Origin of the sequence: Bacillus sp. G402 (assembly GCF_051172515.1) — a bacterium.
GTDB lineage: Bacteria > Bacillota > Bacilli > Bacillales > Bacillaceae > Bacillus > Bacillus altitudinis.
In genome coordinates this window covers 609,394-626,034 of sequence record NZ_JBPIZC010000002.1, presented here as the reverse complement: position 1 = coordinate 626,034, position 16,641 = coordinate 609,394, and the positions used below count along the sequence as shown (strand labels likewise).

Genomic DNA, 16,641 nt, shown 5'->3' with positions numbered 1-16,641 from the left:
AGTGAGGTGACTCATGATGCAGTTCCAATTAAGTGACGAACACGAAATGATACAAAAAATGGTGAGAGATTTTGCGAAAAATGAAGTGGAGCCAACAGCAGCAGAGCGAGATGAAACAGAATCGTATGATCCCGCTATTTTTCGTCAAATGGCAGAGCTTGGTTTAACGGGAATCCCTTGGCCAGAAGAAAATGGGGGGATTGGTAGTGATTATTTGGCCTATGTCATAGCGGTTGAAGAGCTCTCACGAGTGTGCGCCTCAACAGGCGTCACCCTATCTGCTCACACATCACTCGCCTCATGGCCGATCTATACATTCGGAACAGATGAGCAAAAGGAGACATATTTAAAGCCGCTTGCAGAGGGACAGAAGATCGGCGCATACGCACTGACCGAGAGCGGCTCGGGCTCAGATGCCGGCGGAATGAAAACAACAGCAGTAAAAGCAGGGAATGAATACGTTTTGAACGGGGCAAAGATTTTTATTACAAATGGTGGCATTGCGGATTATTATATTGTGTTTGCTGTTACTGACCAGAATGCTTCATCGCGCAATACAACCGCTTTTATTGTAGAAAAAGAGACGCAAGGCTTTTCAATAGGCAAAAAAGAAAGCAAACTGGGCATCCGCTCATCGCCAACGACAGAAATCATCTTTGAAGACTGTCGTATACCCGAAAGGAACCGGCTTGGTCAAGAAGGCGAAGGTTTTAAGATAGCGATGATGACACTTGACGGCGGCAGAAACGGTATTGCCGCACAAGCTGTTGGTATTGCTCAAGGTGCTCTAAATGCAGCAGTCAATTACGCAAAGGAGCGCAAACAATTTGGTAAACCAATCATTCAGCAGCAAGGCATTGCTTTTAAGTTAGCGGATATGGCAACGGCAATTGAGGCCTCAAGACTGCTCACCTATCAGGCAGCATGGCTTGAAACGAAAGGGCTTCCGTATGGGAAAGAATCAGCTATGTCCAAGCTCTTTGCCGGTGATACAGCCATGAAGGTGACGACAGAAGCTGTACAAATCTTCGGCGGATACGGCTATACAAAGGATTACCCAGTCGAACGCTACATGCGTGATGCGAAAATCACTCAAATCTATGAAGGTACACAAGAAATCCAGCGGCTGGTCATCTCACGGAAACTGCTAGATATGTAGAAACGAAGCAAAGACCACCTGATGTGAGGTGGTCTGTTTTTGTCTCAAATGTGAAATCCTCTCCAATGTGATCTCATATCACTTGATCACTATGGTAAAATTGGGAAAAGAACCAAAATGGAGGTTATCATGATGAACACAACATTTATTGGCATTTTAGGAATCGTCACGATGATCATATGGATTATGGTCTCCACAGAGCTTTCAAAGTCTCCAAAAAAGAAGGAAGAAAAAGAAAACAGCCACAGAAAACTCATTGTACTCGTGTCTGCGGGCACTTTATTCACCGTACCTTTGGTTTTTTCACTCATTCAGAATATCCAGCTGTAACCTATCCATTCGACTAAACCGCTGCTGTCTGTTTTAATTTCACCCATTTGAAAAAAACTAAACGGACAAGTGGTCCCATAATCAACATCTGCAAAGGGAACGCCAACATGACATTATGACCAAAAATCGTTAAGTAATCAGATAGAATCGATTGTGTTTGAAATCCTGTGCTGATGCTTTGAACGACATATCCGCATAAAGACATGAGACACACCATCCCAAACACGATAAAGATAGAAAGAGTGAGAATAAAATAGATTTTCTTGCCTTTTGGTGCAAAACGGATGGCTGCTTTTTTTGCTGAAGGCCCAACAATACACATCTCAATCAACAACGTGATGGCAAAACCGATCACATAGGTGAGTACACCTTCTAACCATGTCATATGTCCAAGCCGTCCATTTAGAAATAGGTTATAAAAGAACATCACTGAAAACATACAAAAACACATCAAGACACCAAATTGTATATCTTCTTTTTTTGTCATTGGCAATTCGATCAACCTCTCAAAATTAGTCTATTTATTATAGATTTCTGTTTCAATTCGTCGTAAGTGAACATTTTGTGAAGGAATAATTCCCCTTTTTTAAGAAGAGTAAATGACTTTGTATTCATCAAAAGAGAAGACAAAAAAGCATGCAAAACGTGTGCTTCACACATGAATTGTGCCAATTCGGCACAAATGATTGACCGCTAGAGACTCCTCTTGTGAAAAAATCAAAAATTAACATCAATAAAGGTGGCATAAACTCCCCTAATTTGTTTATAATGAGAGGTATGGTTTGTCGTAAGAATAAGGTATAAATACTTATTATTTCACTGATAAATGGATACATACATGTAATAGAAAGGGAGTGTCTGACCTTGAGTTTGAAAGAATACTCACAGGAACAGCTCAAACAAATGTCTTTAGTTGAACTTGCTTATGAAATTTTCAGAGACAGCAAAACGCCGATTACGTTTTCCGAGTTAATAGATGAAATGGTCCGTTTGCAAGGGATACAAAAATCTGATCTTGATGATCGACTTGCTCAATTTTATACAGACTTAAATATAGATGGCCGCTTTATTTCGTTAGGTGATCAGAGATGGGGACTTCGCAGCTGGTATCCAGTTGATCAAATCGAAGAAGAAGTTCAGCCAGCTGTGAAAACAAAAGCGAAAAAGAAAAAAACAAAAGCTGCTGTCGTTGAAGAAGACTTCGATGATATTGAAGAGGAAGAAGAAATCGACGAGCTTGAAGAAGATCTTGATCTTGTTGAAGACGACGAGGACCTTGACCTAGATGATGAAGAAATCGATGAAGAGATAGAAGACTTCGACGAAGATGATGATGAAGATGATGACGGCTTAACGGAAATTGATGAAGACGATTTAGACGATGATGAGGAAGACAAATAACCCTCACAAACCGGTCCTGAAAACAGGACAAAACCGTCTTGACTTTCCAGAGCGAACTATGTAGTATGTATTTTGGGCTCTCTAAAAAAGAGTACGTAAAGATACGTTCATTTACGCTCCCTTTCATTTATTTGAAAGGGAGCTTTCTTATTTTTCAAGAGATTTAGGGATACACTCTAAAAGGATGAAGCTGTGCATGTCTAGTCATGCAAGGGTAAAAAAGAGAGGAGCATACGAAATGACAAAGTATATTTTTGTAACAGGAGGAGTTGTTTCCTCACTTGGAAAAGGGATCACGGCTGCATCGTTAGGCCGCCTTCTGAAAAATAGAGGGATGGATGTCACCATTCAAAAATTTGATCCATATATCAACGTAGACCCAGGGACAATGAGTCCATACCAGCACGGTGAGGTATTTGTTACAGACGACGGTGCTGAAACAGACCTTGACTTAGGTCACTACGAGCGTTTCATTGACATTAACTTAAATAAGTACAGCAACGTTACAACAGGTAAAATCTACTCTACTGTTTTGAAGAAAGAGCGTCGCGGCGACTACTTAGGTGGAACAGTACAGGTTATTCCCCACATTACAAATGAAATCAAAGACCGTGTGTACCGTGCCGGAAAAGAAACGGGTGCAGATGTGGTCATTACAGAAATCGGTGGAACAGTAGGAGACATCGAATCCCTTCCATTCCTTGAAGCGATTCGTCAAATGAAGAGTGACATCGGCCGTGAAAACGTGATGTACATTCATTGTACCCTTGTTCCTTACATCCGTGCAGCAGGCGAACTGAAAACAAAACCAACACAGCATAGTGTAAAAGAACTTCGCAGTCTTGGTATTCAGCCAAACGTCATTGTGGTCAGAACTGAAATGCCATTGGCACAAGACATGAAGGACAAAATTGCGCTATTCTGTGATATTGATACGAAAGCAGTCATCGAATGTCAGGATGCAGATACCCTTTATTCGATTCCGCTTGATTTACAAAAACAAGGATTAGACAAGCTTGTATGTGAGCACATGAAGCTTGACTGTCAAGATGCGGACATGACGGAGTGGACGGCGCTTGTTGATAAAGTGCAAAACCTTTCAAAACAAGTTACGATTGGTCTAGTAGGGAAATATGTTGAGCTGCAAGATGCATACATTTCTGTCGTTGAATCACTTCGTCATGCGGGCTATGCATTTGATGCGGATGTTCAAATCAAATGGATCAACGCAGAAGAAGTCACAGCAGAAAATATGGCTGATTTCGCTCAAGATGTAGACGGCATTATTGTTCCTGGAGGCTTCGGAGACCGCGGAGTAGAAGGGAAAATCATTGCAACACAATATGCGCGCGAAAACAAAGTGCCATTCTTCGGAATCTGCTTAGGTATGCAAGTCGCATCTATCGAATATGCGAGAAACGTACTAGGTTTAGAGGGAGCACATTCCGCTGAAATTGATCCAGAAACAGCATTCCCAATCATCGACCTTCTTCCAGAACAGAAGGATGTTGATGACTTAGGTGGAACACTTCGCCTCGGCCTATACCCTTGTAAATTAAACGAAGACTCAAAAGCATTTGCTGCATACAATGACGAAGTCGTGTACGAACGCCACCGTCATCGCTATGAGTTTAATAACGAATTCAGACAGCAAATGGAAGCAGCAGGTTTTGTCTTCTCTGGTACAAGCCCAGACGGACGCCTTGTTGAAATCATTGAACTGAAGGATCACCCATGGTTCCTTGCTTCTCAGTTCCACCCAGAATTCATTTCAAGACCGACAAGACCACAGCCGTTATTTAGAGATTTCGTTGGTGCTTCACTACAGGCATCTGAATCAAAATAAAACAAAAAACTGCCGAGAATATCATCTTCTCGGCAGTTTTTTTATTCATATTCCTCAACGATTTCTTTCACAGTAAACGATAGAGCATGGTAGACATATAAGCAGGTCATCAGTGCAGGATAGCCGAACCTTGTTCCATCTTCTGCAGGCACAAGTGGTTTTTTGAGCTGAAAATCAATGTGGACATCACAATGCTCTTCAATAAATGATGTCTCCTTTTGTGCAGGACCGACCCCGACAATAGGTGTACCTTGTTCGTGCAGCTCTTTGACAAGGGATTGAATCTCTTGATCTTCTGGATCTGAATAAAATAAAAGCACCCTGTCACTTGGATGAAGTAAGCTGCGCTCCTTTTGATCCAGCGGCAGAACCTTCGCACCCGGAAACGGTTCCTTGCTCTCAGATGCCTCTAAGGCTACAGCCGCCAGTTCATTCTTGCCATGAAAATACACGGCATGTCCACTGACAACGGCCTGAGCAAGAAGGCGTGCACCGTCTTCGATCGCTTCGGCCTGCTTATCTCCAATACGTGAAAAAATACCTGATAATTGGGTAGTGAAAATTTTTAACAAGACTCATTTCCTCCTTCTGTCAGATCATTTTATAATAGAATATAAAGAGAATATTAGGAAAAATGCTCAGAAAATGTCGTAAAGTAAACTATTATAATTAAAGGAAATGTGAAAATCAAACAGAATTATTTAACAACAGCTCTTTTTATGGCGAAAAATGAAAGCAATGGGGTGTAACAGATGAATGAGAAAATTTTAATTGTCGATGATCAGTACGGTATTAGAATATTGCTGAATGAAGTGTTTCATAAAGAAGGCTATCAAACCTTTCAAGCCGCTAATGGACTACAGGCATTAGATATTGTGAAAAACCATAGACCAAACCTTGTCCTGCTTGATATGAAAATTCCCGGAATGGATGGCATTGAGATTTTAAAACGCATGAAATTAATTGATGAAGACATTCGCGTGATCATTATGACAGCTTATGGCGAACTAGATATGATTCAAGAGTCTAAAGAGCTCGGTGCATTAACGCATTTTGCTAAACCATTTGATATTGATGAAATCCGTGATGCGGTCAAAGAATACTTGCCGCTCGAAACAAATGGCTAGATGGAAATGATTGAATCAAGTCATTCTGTTGCCGATTTGTCGAATAATTGGTATTCTAGATAAGAAGAAGAAAGCGATCTGACTTTGAAAGTTTACATATGGCGAGAAATTCTGGTCATGCTAGGGTGGAGAGCTTTTTTTAGTAAGCAAATTAGCTACATAGGGAGGATTTTTCATCATGCCTTTAGTTTCAATGACAGAAATGTTGAAAGACGCAAAGGAAAAAGGTTACGCTGTTGGACAGTTTAACTTAAATAACTTAGAATTCACGCAAGCGATTTTACAAGCTGCTGAAGAAGAGAAATCTCCAGTTATCTTAGGAGTATCTGAAGGAGCAGGACGCTACATGGGCGGCTTCAAAACAGTTGTCGCAATGGTAAAAGCGTTAATCGAAGAATATAATGTAACAGTTCCTGTTGCGATTCATTTAGATCACGGTTCAAGCTTTGAATCTTGTGCAAAAGCCATTCATGCAGGATTTACTTCTGTGATGATTGATGCTTCTCACCATCCATTTGATGAGAACGTAGCGACAACTGCAAAAGTGGTTGAGCTTGCACATTTCCATGGTGTATCTGTAGAAGCTGAGCTTGGAACTGTTGGTGGACAAGAAGACGACGTCATCGCTGAGGGCGTTATTTATGCTGATCCAAAAGAGTGCCAAGAGCTTGTAGAACGTACTGGTATTGACTGCCTTGCGCCTGCACTAGGTTCAGTTCATGGTCCATACAAAGGTGAACCAAACCTTGGTTTCGCTGAAATGGAAGAAATCGGTAAAACAACTGGACTTCCACTTGTTCTTCACGGCGGAACAGGTATCCCAACTGCTGACATCAAGCGTGCGATTTCACTTGGTACAGCAAAAATCAATGTAAACACTGAAAACCAAATTGCTTCTGCGAAAGCAGTTCGCGAAACACTTGCTGCAAAAACAGAAGAGTATGATCCACGTAAATATCTTGGACCAGCTCGTGACGCAATTAAAGCGACTGTTATCGGCAAAATGCGTGAATTTGGTTCTTCTAACCAAGCATAATTTGATGAGAACCGAAAGCCGCCTGAGTCACAGGCGGTTTTCTCCATATCTTGAGAAAGCGCAATCAAATTTACATTTCAGACAATTTATTGATAGGAGAGTGGCACAGTTATGTTATTTTTCGTAGACACAGCGAATATCGCAGACATCAAAGAGGCACACGAGCTTGGCATTTTAGCAGGCGTGACAACAAACCCTAGTTTAGTAGCGAAAGAAAAGGACGTATCGTTCCACGACCGCCTTCGTGAAATCACTGACGTGGTATCAGGTTCAGTTAGTGCGGAAGTCATTTCCCTCAAAGCAGAAGAAATGATCGAAGAAGGAAAAGAGCTTGCTGCTATTGCACCAAATATTACAGTTAAAATCCCAATGACAACAGACGGTCTTAAAGCGGTCAAAGCGTTAACAGACCTTGGGATTAAAACAAATGTCACGTTGATTTTTAGTGCAAACCAGGCACTTCTTGCAGCTAGAGCTGGTGCGACGTATGTCTCTCCATTCCTCGGCCGCTTAGATGACATTGGCCAAAATGGTCTTGATCTCATTAGTGAAGTGAAAACCATTTTTGATGTTCATGGATTAGATACACAAATCATTGCTGCATCCATTCGTCACCCGCAGCATGTGACAGAAGCTGCGCTTAGAGGTGCTCATATCGGCACAATGCCGCTGAAAGTCATCAAGCAGCTGACAAAACACCCATTAACGGATGCAGGCATTGAGCAATTTTTAGCAGACTGGAATAAATAAGTGATTGTGGCAGACGGATATCCATCCGTTTGCCGCAGTTTACCTTAAATACGCTAAGAAATGTTTTGTGCAAAGAAGAGAACATCACAGCCTCGCAAAGCTTCGATTATTTTTCTTCCGACAAATTTCGTTTAACCTGTATTCTTTCTCTTGATATTGGCTAAATTTTGGACAAGACCTTTTAAAGCGCGACATCCACAAACAGTATAACTCCAACAGTGATCTTCTTTAAGAAGGGAGACAAATATGGAAAAGTTAAACATTGCCGGCGGTGACCCCTTGCGTGGGACCGTACATATTAGTGGTGCGAAAAATAGTGCTGTGGCACTGATTCCTGCCACGATTCTCGCTGATTCTCCAGTAACCATTGAAGGCCTTCCGCATATTTCAGATATTGACACATTACGAGATCTGTTAGAAGAGATTGGCGGAAAGGTCACGTTTGAAAAAGGTGAGATGGTTGTCAATCCTGCCTCCATGATCAGTATGCCGCTTCCTAATGGCAAAGTGAAGAAACTACGAGCATCCTATTATTTAATGGGCGCCATGCTCGGTAGATTCAAGCAGGCTGTCATTGGATTACCAGGGGGATGTCACTTAGGACCTAGACCGATCGATCAGCATATCAAAGGCTTTGAAGCACTTGGAGCCGAGGTGACAAACGAACAGGGTGCGATTTATTTGCGCGCTGAAAAATTAGTCGGAGCCCGTATTTATCTTGATGTTGTCAGTGTAGGTGCGACCATCAACATCATGCTGGCAGCCGTGCTTGCTGAAGGGAAAACAGTGATTGAAAATGCCGCAAAAGAACCCGAAATTATTGATGTAGCGACACTGCTTGCAAGCATGGGAGCTAAAATCAAAGGTGCGGGGACGGATGTGATTCGGATCGAAGGTGTGGAATCTCTTCATGGCTGCAGGCATTCCATCATCCCTGACCGCATAGAAGCAGGTACATTTTTAATTGCAGGTGCAGCGATGGGGGATGAAGTTGTGCTTGATAATGTGATCCCAACTCATTTAGAATCAATTACGGCGAAACTTAGAGAGATGGGGTTCACAATTGAAACAAGCAACGATCAAATGCTGATCGTTGGCAGAAATGAAGGACTCAAGCCTGTCGATATCAAAACCCTTGTGTATCCGGGCTTTCCGACTGATCTTCAACAGCCGATGACGGCTTTGTTAACAAAAGCGAAAGGCACGAGTGTCGTGACAGATACCATTTACTCTGCCCGCTTTAAACACATTGACGAATTGCGTCGAATGGGTGCTAACATGAAGGTGGAAGGAAGATCTGCCATTATTACAGGTCAAACGCAGCTTCAAGGTGCAAAGGTCAAAGCAAGTGATCTGCGAGCAGGTGCTTGTCTCGTTGTTGCAGGGTTAATGGCAGACGGTGTGACCGAAATCACAGGGCTTGAACATATAGACAGAGGATATAGTATGCTTGAGGAGAAGCTTGAAGGCTTGGGTGCAACCATCTGGCGTGAAAAGCTGAATGACCAAGAAATAGAAGAACTTCAAAATTCATAAGGCTTTGACTGTGAGAGGAGATTTGGACAAAAATGGAAAGAAGTTTATCGATGGAACTAGTACGGGTGACAGAAGCAGCTGCATTAAAATCTGCTCGTTGGATGGGTAGAGGTTTAAAAGACGAAGCGGATGATGCTGCAACAAGTGCCATGCGTGATGTATTTGATACGATTCCGATGAAGGGAACTGTGGTCATCGGCGAGGGAGAAATGGACGAAGCGCCAATGCTTTATATTGGGGAAAAGCTTGGAAACGGATATGGACCTCGCGTGGATGTCGCTGTTGATCCATTGGAAGGAACAAATATTGTGGCAAGTGGCGGCTGGAATGCTTTAGCTGTTATCGCTGTTGCTGATCATGGCAACTTGCTGAATGCACCTGATATGTACATGGATAAGATCGCAGTAGGTCCAGAAGCGGTAGGCTGCATCGACATTGAAGCGCCTGTCATTGACAATCTTCGTGCTGTTGCAAAAGCAAAAAACAAAGATATTGAAGATGTTGTTGCGACAATTTTAAACAGAGAGCGACATGAAAAGATCATTGCTGAGCTGAGAGAAGCTGGAGCAAGAATCAAGTTGATCGATGATGGTGACGTTGCAGGAGCCATTAATACAGCATTTGATCACACAGGTGTTGATATTCTATTTGGTTCAGGTGGAGCGCCTGAAGGTGTCCTTTCTGCTGTTGCGCTTAAAGCACTTGGTGGAGAAATCCACGGTAAGCTTCTTCCACAAAGTGAAGAAGAGCTGAGACGCTGTGAGAAAATGGGACTGGATGTTGGAAAAGTCCTCAGAATGGAAGACCTCGTGAAAGGCGATGACGCCATTTTTGCAGCGACAGGTGTAACAGATGGCGAGTTATTAAAAGGTGTTCAATTTAAAGGCTCTGTTGGAACAACACATAGTGTTGTCATGCGTGCGAAATCAGGTACTGTTCGATTCGTCGATGGCAGACACAGTTTAAAGAAAAAACCGAATCTTGTCATTCGTCCGTAATCTGAAAGCGGGTATTCTTTACCCGCTTTTCATATAGGTGTCAAATATATATCATTTTCTTTTTAAAGTTGAATATTCCCTGCAAATGAGGTAAAACTAAAGAGTGCTGCGAAATTTTCTGCGAATTTACTTCTTTTAAGCTTCAACAAGTTTAAATACTGCCGCATCATGACGATATACTCATTATCCTTCTCTATGTTGACAAAGCTCTATTTCACATTGTTCCTATCTTTACGATAAAACGAGTGGGAGCGTTACCATGAGAGCAAGGTCATTCCAACAAAAAACGGAATTAAAAGCTAATCAAATACAATGGTCATGCATTTGTAATGAAATACATTGACTAGAAAAGTGTGGTGTCCATATTGAAAGATGTTTCGATTTCATCTTTGGAAAATATGAAATTAAAAGAGCTGTATGAGTTAGCAAAAAAGTACAAAATCTCTTATTACAGCAAACTAACAAAAAAAGAATTAATTTTTGCCATCTTAAAGGCGAATGCTGAGCAAGAGGATCTCTTATTTATGGAAGGGGTTCTAGAAATTATTCAGTCAGAGGGATTTGGTTTCTTAAGACCAATTAACTACTCCCCAAGTTCTGAAGACATTTATATTTCAGCTTCACAAATCAGACGCTTTGATTTAAGAAATGGTGATAAGGTGTCTGGAAAGGTACGACCTCCAAAAGAGAATGAACGCTACTATGGCCTCCTTCATGTCGAAGCGGTAAATGGGGACGACCCAGAATCAGCTAAGGAACGTGTTCACTTTCCTGCACTCACGCCGCTATTCCCTGATCGTCAAATGATTCTTGAAACACAGCCTAATCACCTGTCTACTAGAATTATGGATATGATGGCGCCAGTTGGGTTTGGGCAACGTGGTTTAATTGTTGCACCGCCTAAGGCTGGGAAAACCATTTTGCTCAAAGAAATTGCCAACAGCATCTCTGAAAATCATCCAGAGGCAGAACTGATTGTTCTTCTTATTGACGAACGTCCAGAGGAAGTAACAGATATCGAACGTTCTGTTGCAGGGGATGTCGTTAGCTCAACCTTTGACGAAGTACCGGAAAACCACATTAAAGTAGCAGAGCTTGTATTAGAGCGTGCGATGCGTCTAGTTGAACATAAAAAAGATGTCATCATCTTAATGGACAGCATCACAAGGCTTGCTCGTGCATACAACCTTGTCATCCCGCCAAGCGGTCGAACGCTTTCCGGCGGTATTGATCCAGCGGCTTTCCACCGTCCAAAACGCTTCTTTGGTGCTGCGCGTAACATCGAAGAAGGTGGGAGCTTGACCATTTTAGCTACTGCACTTGTTGATACGGGGTCGCGTATGGATGATGTGATTTATGAAGAGTTTAAAGGAACAGGAAACATGGAGCTCCATTTAGATCGTTCTCTTGCAGAAAGAAGAATTTTCCCAGCCATCGACATTCGTCGTTCCGGTACAAGAAAAGAAGAACTGCTTGTGCCTAAAGAACATCTTGATCGTCTATGGGCGATGAGAAAATCAATGTCAGATACACCTGATTTCGCTGAGAAATTCATGCGCAAAATGAGAAAAACAAAGACAAACCAAGAATTTTTCGATATTTTAACGCAAGAGTGGAAACAAGCAAATATGTCTGCATCAAGAAGATAGCTTCCTGAAAAAATACATTTGCAATCATAGACTCACACTGTTATAATTTTATCATGTGCGTTTCAGAATTTATTCTGAGATATTAACTCTGTTTCCGAATTGGATTCAGGGCGGAAGGAGATGACAGTAGATGAAAACAGGAATTCATCCTAACTACAAAAAAGCTACAGTCAAATGCGCTTGTGGAAATGAGTTTGAAACTGGATCAGTAAAAGAAGAGGTACGCATCGAGATTTGCTCTGAGTGCCATCCTTTCTATACAGGCCGTCAAAAATTCGCTTCTGCTGATGGACGTGTTGACCGCTTTAACAAAAAATACGGTCTTAAGTAATAATAGATACAATAAACAGGCAGGAATCCGTTCTTGCCTGTTTTTTTACGTGGATTGATGGAACTTTAAAACGGGGGAGAAGACCTTATGTATGTGATGAAACAAAGCGGTTGGCTTGAAGTCATCTGCGGAAGTATGTTTTCTGGAAAGTCGGAAGAATTGATTCGGAGAGCCAAAAGAGCCACCTTTGCCAAACAAGAAGTAAAAATATTCAAACCAGCGATTGATAACCGGTATAGCACAAGCTCAGTTGTGTCACATAACGGTTCATCGGTCGATGGGATTGCAGTAACCTCACCAAAAGACATAATAACGCACATATCAGAACGAACCGATGTCATTGGCATTGATGAGGTGCAATTTTTTGATGAGACAATCATTGATATTGTCACTCAATTGGCTGATAAAGGCTACCGAGTCATTGTTGCAGGCCTTGATCAAGACTTCAGAGGAGAGCCATTTGGTGTTGTTCCGCATTTAATGGCATGTGCAGAGCTTGTAACAAAACTTCAAGCAGTTTGTTCGGTATGCGGCTCCCCAGCGAGTAGAACACAACGCTTGATCGACGGTAAACCCGCATCCTATGATGATCCCATTATTTTAGTAGGTGCGCAGGAATCATACGAAGCACGATGCAGACATCACCATGAAGTACCAAAATTAGATGTTGGTACAACACTTGACAATTAAAAAAATAGCAAATGCCGCTGTGTTTCGTTTTTCGAGATTTTGGCTGAACACCCATCATTTGTACTTAAATAAATTAAATAACGCTACGAAAAAATTATCTAATTTTCAACGCTTGCGTTTTGGTATAAGCAGGCATAAAATGACTAACTGTAGTGTAAAGCATTTAAACGAAAAGTTCGATTTCTTGTCATAATTTTTTTGATTAAGGATTTTTCTCCTTGATCGTTCTTTGTATTAATAGTTCACTTTATTTATATTTTAGAAAGAGGGTAGTTTTTGATGAACAACGTGAAGAAAACAAAAGAAGGGTACCTCGAAACCACTTTGACAGGTAAAGATGTATTATCGATTCCAACGTTGAACAAAGGCGTTGCTTTCTCTGAAGAAGAAAGACAAGAGCTTGGATTAGAAGGATTACTTCCTCCAACTGTTCTGACTTTAGAACAGCAAGCAGAGAGAGCATACAAGCAATTTCTAGCTCAGCCAGATCGTCTTCGTCAAAACGTATACTTAAGTGATTTGCAAAACCGTAACGAAGTATTATTCTATAAGCTTCTAACGGACAAGCTTCGTGAAATGCTTCCTGTTGTTTACACACCAACTGTTGGTGAAGCGATTCAAGAATACAGCCATGAATACAGAAGACCTCATGGTGTCTACCTTTCAATCGACAACATTGACGGTATTGAGAAAGCATTTGAAAACTTACATGCAACAGCAGGCGACATCGACCTCATCGTAGCAACTGACTCTGAGAGTATTCTTGGAATTGGTGACTGGGGTGTTGGTGGTATCAACATCGCAATTGGTAAACTAGCTGTTTACACGGCTGCAGCAGGAATTGATCCAAGCCGCGTGATTCCAGTTGTATTAGATGTTGGAACTAACAATGAAAAATTATTAAATGATCCATTGTACATTGGGAACCATCACAAACGTGTACAAGGTGAAAAATACGAAGAGTTCATTGATGCGTATGTAAAAGCAGCACTTAAATTCTTCCCGAAAGCATTGCTTCACTGGGAAGACCTTGGAAACAAAAATGCGCGTAACATCATGAAAAAATACAACGACAACATCTTAACATTTAATGATGATATCCAAGGTACTGGTGCCATTACTTTAGCGGGTGTTCTTGCAGCTGTCAAGAAAACTGGTACTCAATTGAAAGATCACCGTGTGATGATTTTCGGAGCTGGATCAGCTGGAATCGGAATCGCCGATCAAATGCGTGACACAATGGTTCTTGAAGGTCTAAGTGAAGAAGAAGCAAACAATGCATTCTGGACGTTAGACTACAGAGGATTGCTAACAGATCAGTTTGAAGATGAAGTGCTTGATTTCCAAAAACCATACCTTCGTTCTTCTGATGAAGTAGAAGGCTGGGCTCGTGATGAAAAAGGACAAATCTCATTTGCTGAAGCTGTTCGCAAGGTGAAGCCAACCATTCTTATTGGTACATCAGGTCAAGGCGGCGCATTCACTGAAGAAATTATTAAAGAAATCGCAGCTCATACAGAGCGTCCAGTGATCATGCCGATGTCTAACCCAACTCCACTTGCTGAAGCAGTACCGGAAGATCTATTCAAATGGACAGACGGTCGTGCGCTTGTTGCAACTGGAAGCCCATTCGAAAATGTCGAGTATAACGGAATTGAACATGAAATCGGACAATCAAACAATGCGTTCGTTTTCCCTGGACTTGGTCTTGGTTCAATCGTAACGGAATCAAAAATTATCACAAAAGGCATGTTCGTTGCTTCTGCAAATGCGATCGCTGAAATGGTTGATCATGAAAAACCAGGCGCTGGACTGCTTCCAAGCATTGATAAATTGCAAGAAGTATCAATCAAGGTAGCTGTTGAAGTAGCAAAAGCAGCAATTAAAGATGGTGTCGCAAGAAGAACACCTGACAACATCGAACAAGCTGTGAAAGATGCTATGTGGATTCCTGAATATAAAAAAATTGTAAGAGCATAATAAAATGTGTAACGCGGCATTGTTTCGGGTAATGTAAGCAATGCCGCTATAAAATAAGAAACATGTAAAGGATTCAAGGAGGAATAGTAAGATGGACTTTTTAAATATTTTGATCCTCCTAGCACCGATTTTTTTCGTTATCGCGCTGGGTTGGTTCGCAGGGAACTTCGGCAGCTATGACGCTAAATCTGCAAAAGGTGTAAGTACACTTGTTACAAAGTATGCTTTGCCAGCGCACTTTATCGCCAGCATTCTGTCAACACCAAAAGATAAATTCTATAGTCAAATTCCATTTTTCGTTGCATTGATTTTCGGAATCGTAGGCTTTTATATCATTATCCTTTTAGTTACGAAATTTGCTTTTAAATATGATTTAACAGATTCATCTGTTTTCTCATTAAACTCAGCACAACCGACCTTTGCATTTATGGGGATTCCGGTCTTGGGCAGTTTATTTGGGGCTCAAGAAGTTGCAATTCCGATTGCTATTACCGGAATAGTTGTAAATGCATTGCTTGATCCAATTGCTATTATTGTGTCAACTGTCGGTGAAAAAACAAAAGGAAAAGCCAAAGACGGCGAAAGTTTCCTAAAAATGACGACGAAAGCGATTTTGCACGGTTTATCAGAGCCGCTTGCGCTTGCACCGTTAGCAAGTATCATTCTTGTTCTTTTAGGATTTAAACTTCCTGAAATCGGACATGAAATGCTAGAGGAAATTGGAAGTGTGACATCAGGGGTTGCGCTCTTTGCAGTCGGTGTCACAGTCGGTATCCGCAAGATTAAACTGAGCTTACCAGCTTTCAGTATCGCATTGCTCAAAGTAGCTGTACAACCGTTACTTATGTATTTCATCGCCATTCTTATGGGTCTTTCGGCGGATGAAATTACAAAAGCTGTATTGCTTGTTGCCTTCCCAGGTTCAGCTGTTGCGGCCATGATCGCCACTCGATTTGAGAAACAGGAAGCAGAAACAGCATCCGCATTTGTGATCAGTGCGATCATGTCACTCATTACATTACCAATCATTATTGCACTTACCGTATAATATAGTAGAAAGGCTGCCTCGTTAGGCAGCCTTTCTTAGCGAAATGAATGAAACAGAGGGAAGAGTGCACGCTTTTTTTTCATTTCGGGGTGTGCCTTTTCCTTTTCTTCTTCTTTTGATGGTTTTGGTTTTGTCAATGTGGCTGTGAGGCGTTCTAATTTTGCAGTTAATTCTTCAATTTCTCTTCTGTGCTGGAGGAGCTGGTAGGAAACGCCTTCATCTGCTTTCTTAGCGAGTTTCCGTTCTAATTCTTGAAAACGGGCTTCAATATGACTGACATGTGATTGCTCTTGAAGGAGCTGTTTCATTTGTTTTTCTAAGGCTTCTATCCGTTTTGATGAGTCAGAAGTTTCTACAGTAGGTGATAATTGCTGGGCGGTTTCTTCATGGATCGGCAGTCTAATGTCATGGAGAATCACACCTTCGTTCATTTGGTGTTGGACCTCTTTGAGCAGCTGGACAATGTCATCATGAAATTCATAATGTCCTAGTTCATTCCGGACGACAGGGATGTTGAGCTGTTTGACCCAGCGCTGAATGGTTTTTGAAGATACACCAATTTCCTTTGCAACCTCATTTGTATTCAAACCAAATGCCCTCCCTTTTTTCAATTACAAGTACCATTCTCTTTCGTGAGCATCCGTTCCTTCACGTTAGACAAAACAAGTAACCAATCGCCAAAGATCGTGTTTTCTAGTGAAAAATTGCAGAAAATCAATTGTTTTGGAAATTTTTTTGACTGTCATACCCCGCTATACTA

The 16,641-nt window shown here is 41.5% G+C and carries 17 protein-coding genes; 14 read left to right on the top strand and 3 right to left on the bottom strand.

Going from position 1 to position 16,641, the window contains the following annotated elements; all coding sequences use genetic code 11:
• Positions 1-16: 16 nt before the first annotated feature.
• Together ACSBQP_RS11800 and ACSBQP_RS11795 are read left to right on the top strand one after the other, a co-directional pair.
• The gene (locus ACSBQP_RS11800; RefSeq protein WP_435028436.1) at positions 17-1,159 is read left to right on the top strand and encodes an acyl-CoA dehydrogenase; all 1,143 of its coding nucleotides are present in this window, start codon (positions 17-19) and stop codon (positions 1,157-1,159) included.
• A gap of 132 nt (positions 1,160-1,291) precedes the next feature.
• On the top strand, positions 1,292-1,489 hold the full coding sequence (locus tag ACSBQP_RS11795) for a hypothetical protein (protein ID WP_165379184.1): 198 nt from the start codon (positions 1,292-1,294) through the stop codon (positions 1,487-1,489).
• Positions 1,490-1,502: 13 nt separating this feature from the next.
• Here the strand turns inward: ACSBQP_RS11795 and ACSBQP_RS11790 are convergent, their stop codons facing one another.
• Entirely contained in the window at positions 1,503-1,976 is a 474-nt protein-coding gene (locus ACSBQP_RS11790) for a DUF2798 domain-containing protein (protein ID WP_227820614.1), read from the bottom strand.
• Between the two features lie 377 nt (positions 1,977-2,353).
• Between ACSBQP_RS11790 and rpoE the strand changes: the two genes are divergently transcribed.
• Together rpoE and pyrG are read left to right on the top strand one after the other, a co-directional pair.
• Positions 2,354-2,890, top strand: coding sequence for a DNA-directed RNA polymerase subunit delta (gene rpoE / locus ACSBQP_RS11785; protein WP_035389808.1), 537 nt, complete (start codon positions 2,354-2,356; stop codon positions 2,888-2,890).
• A gap of 238 nt (positions 2,891-3,128) precedes the next feature.
• Positions 3,129-4,736: a glutamine hydrolyzing CTP synthase gene (gene pyrG / locus ACSBQP_RS11780; protein WP_017360053.1), complete on the top strand. Its 1,608-nt coding sequence runs from the start codon at positions 3,129-3,131 to the stop codon at positions 4,734-4,736.
• A gap of 41 nt (positions 4,737-4,777) precedes the next feature.
• Here pyrG and ACSBQP_RS11775 read toward each other — a convergent pair whose 3' ends face one another.
• Positions 4,778-5,308: a DUF2529 domain-containing protein gene (locus tag ACSBQP_RS11775; protein ID WP_008343445.1), complete on the bottom strand. Its 531-nt coding sequence runs from the start codon at positions 5,306-5,308 to the stop codon at positions 4,778-4,780.
• 180 nt (positions 5,309-5,488) lie between these two features.
• Between ACSBQP_RS11775 and ACSBQP_RS11770 the strand changes: the two genes are divergently transcribed.
• From ACSBQP_RS11770 to ACSBQP_RS11725, 10 genes are all read left to right on the top strand, one after another.
• Positions 5,489-5,863 (top strand): response regulator, encoded by a 375-nt coding sequence (locus tag ACSBQP_RS11770; protein WP_003214681.1) that lies wholly within the window; start codon positions 5,489-5,491, stop codon positions 5,861-5,863.
• 178 nt (positions 5,864-6,041) lie between these two features.
• On the top strand, positions 6,042-6,899 hold the full coding sequence (locus ACSBQP_RS11765) for a class II fructose-bisphosphate aldolase (RefSeq protein WP_007497678.1): 858 nt from the start codon (positions 6,042-6,044) through the stop codon (positions 6,897-6,899).
• A 111-nt stretch (positions 6,900-7,010) separates the two neighbouring features.
• Positions 7,011-7,649 carry a fructose-6-phosphate aldolase gene (gene fsa / locus ACSBQP_RS11760; protein WP_003215343.1) on the top strand — a complete coding sequence of 213 codons (639 nt, stop codon included), beginning with the start codon at positions 7,011-7,013 and terminating at the stop codon, positions 7,647-7,649.
• 246 nt (positions 7,650-7,895) lie between these two features.
• Complete coding sequence (locus tag ACSBQP_RS11755) at positions 7,896-9,185, top strand: UDP-N-acetylglucosamine 1-carboxyvinyltransferase (protein WP_007497673.1); 1,290 nt, start codon at positions 7,896-7,898, stop codon at positions 9,183-9,185.
• A gap of 32 nt (positions 9,186-9,217) precedes the next feature.
• Positions 9,218-10,183: a class II fructose-bisphosphatase gene (gene glpX / locus ACSBQP_RS11750; RefSeq protein WP_007497670.1), complete on the top strand. Its 966-nt coding sequence runs from the start codon at positions 9,218-9,220 to the stop codon at positions 10,181-10,183.
• 365 nt (positions 10,184-10,548) lie between these two features.
• Positions 10,549-11,832 (top strand): transcription termination factor Rho, encoded by a 1,284-nt coding sequence (rho, locus tag ACSBQP_RS11745; RefSeq protein ID WP_007497667.1) that lies wholly within the window; start codon positions 10,549-10,551, stop codon positions 11,830-11,832.
• A 130-nt stretch (positions 11,833-11,962) separates the two neighbouring features.
• The gene (rpmE, locus tag ACSBQP_RS11740; protein WP_003215407.1) at positions 11,963-12,163 is read left to right on the top strand and encodes a 50S ribosomal protein L31; all 201 of its coding nucleotides are present in this window, start codon (positions 11,963-11,965) and stop codon (positions 12,161-12,163) included.
• A gap of 87 nt (positions 12,164-12,250) precedes the next feature.
• Entirely contained in the window at positions 12,251-12,853 is a 603-nt protein-coding gene (locus ACSBQP_RS11735; protein ID WP_007497666.1) for a thymidine kinase, read from the top strand.
• Between the two features lie 279 nt (positions 12,854-13,132).
• Positions 13,133-14,833: an oxaloacetate-decarboxylating malate dehydrogenase gene (gene malS / locus ACSBQP_RS11730; RefSeq protein ID WP_024718762.1), complete on the top strand. Its 1,701-nt coding sequence runs from the start codon at positions 13,133-13,135 to the stop codon at positions 14,831-14,833.
• A gap of 91 nt (positions 14,834-14,924) precedes the next feature.
• Entirely contained in the window at positions 14,925-15,881 is a 957-nt protein-coding gene (locus ACSBQP_RS11725; protein ID WP_017368214.1) for an AEC family transporter, read from the top strand.
• Between the two features lie 35 nt (positions 15,882-15,916).
• Here the strand turns inward: ACSBQP_RS11725 and racA are convergent, their stop codons facing one another.
• Positions 15,917-16,468 carry a chromosome-anchoring protein RacA gene (gene racA / locus ACSBQP_RS11720; protein ID WP_435028434.1) on the bottom strand — a complete coding sequence of 184 codons (552 nt, stop codon included), beginning with the start codon at positions 16,466-16,468 and terminating at the stop codon, positions 15,917-15,919.
• Positions 16,469-16,641 lie beyond the last annotated feature (173 nt).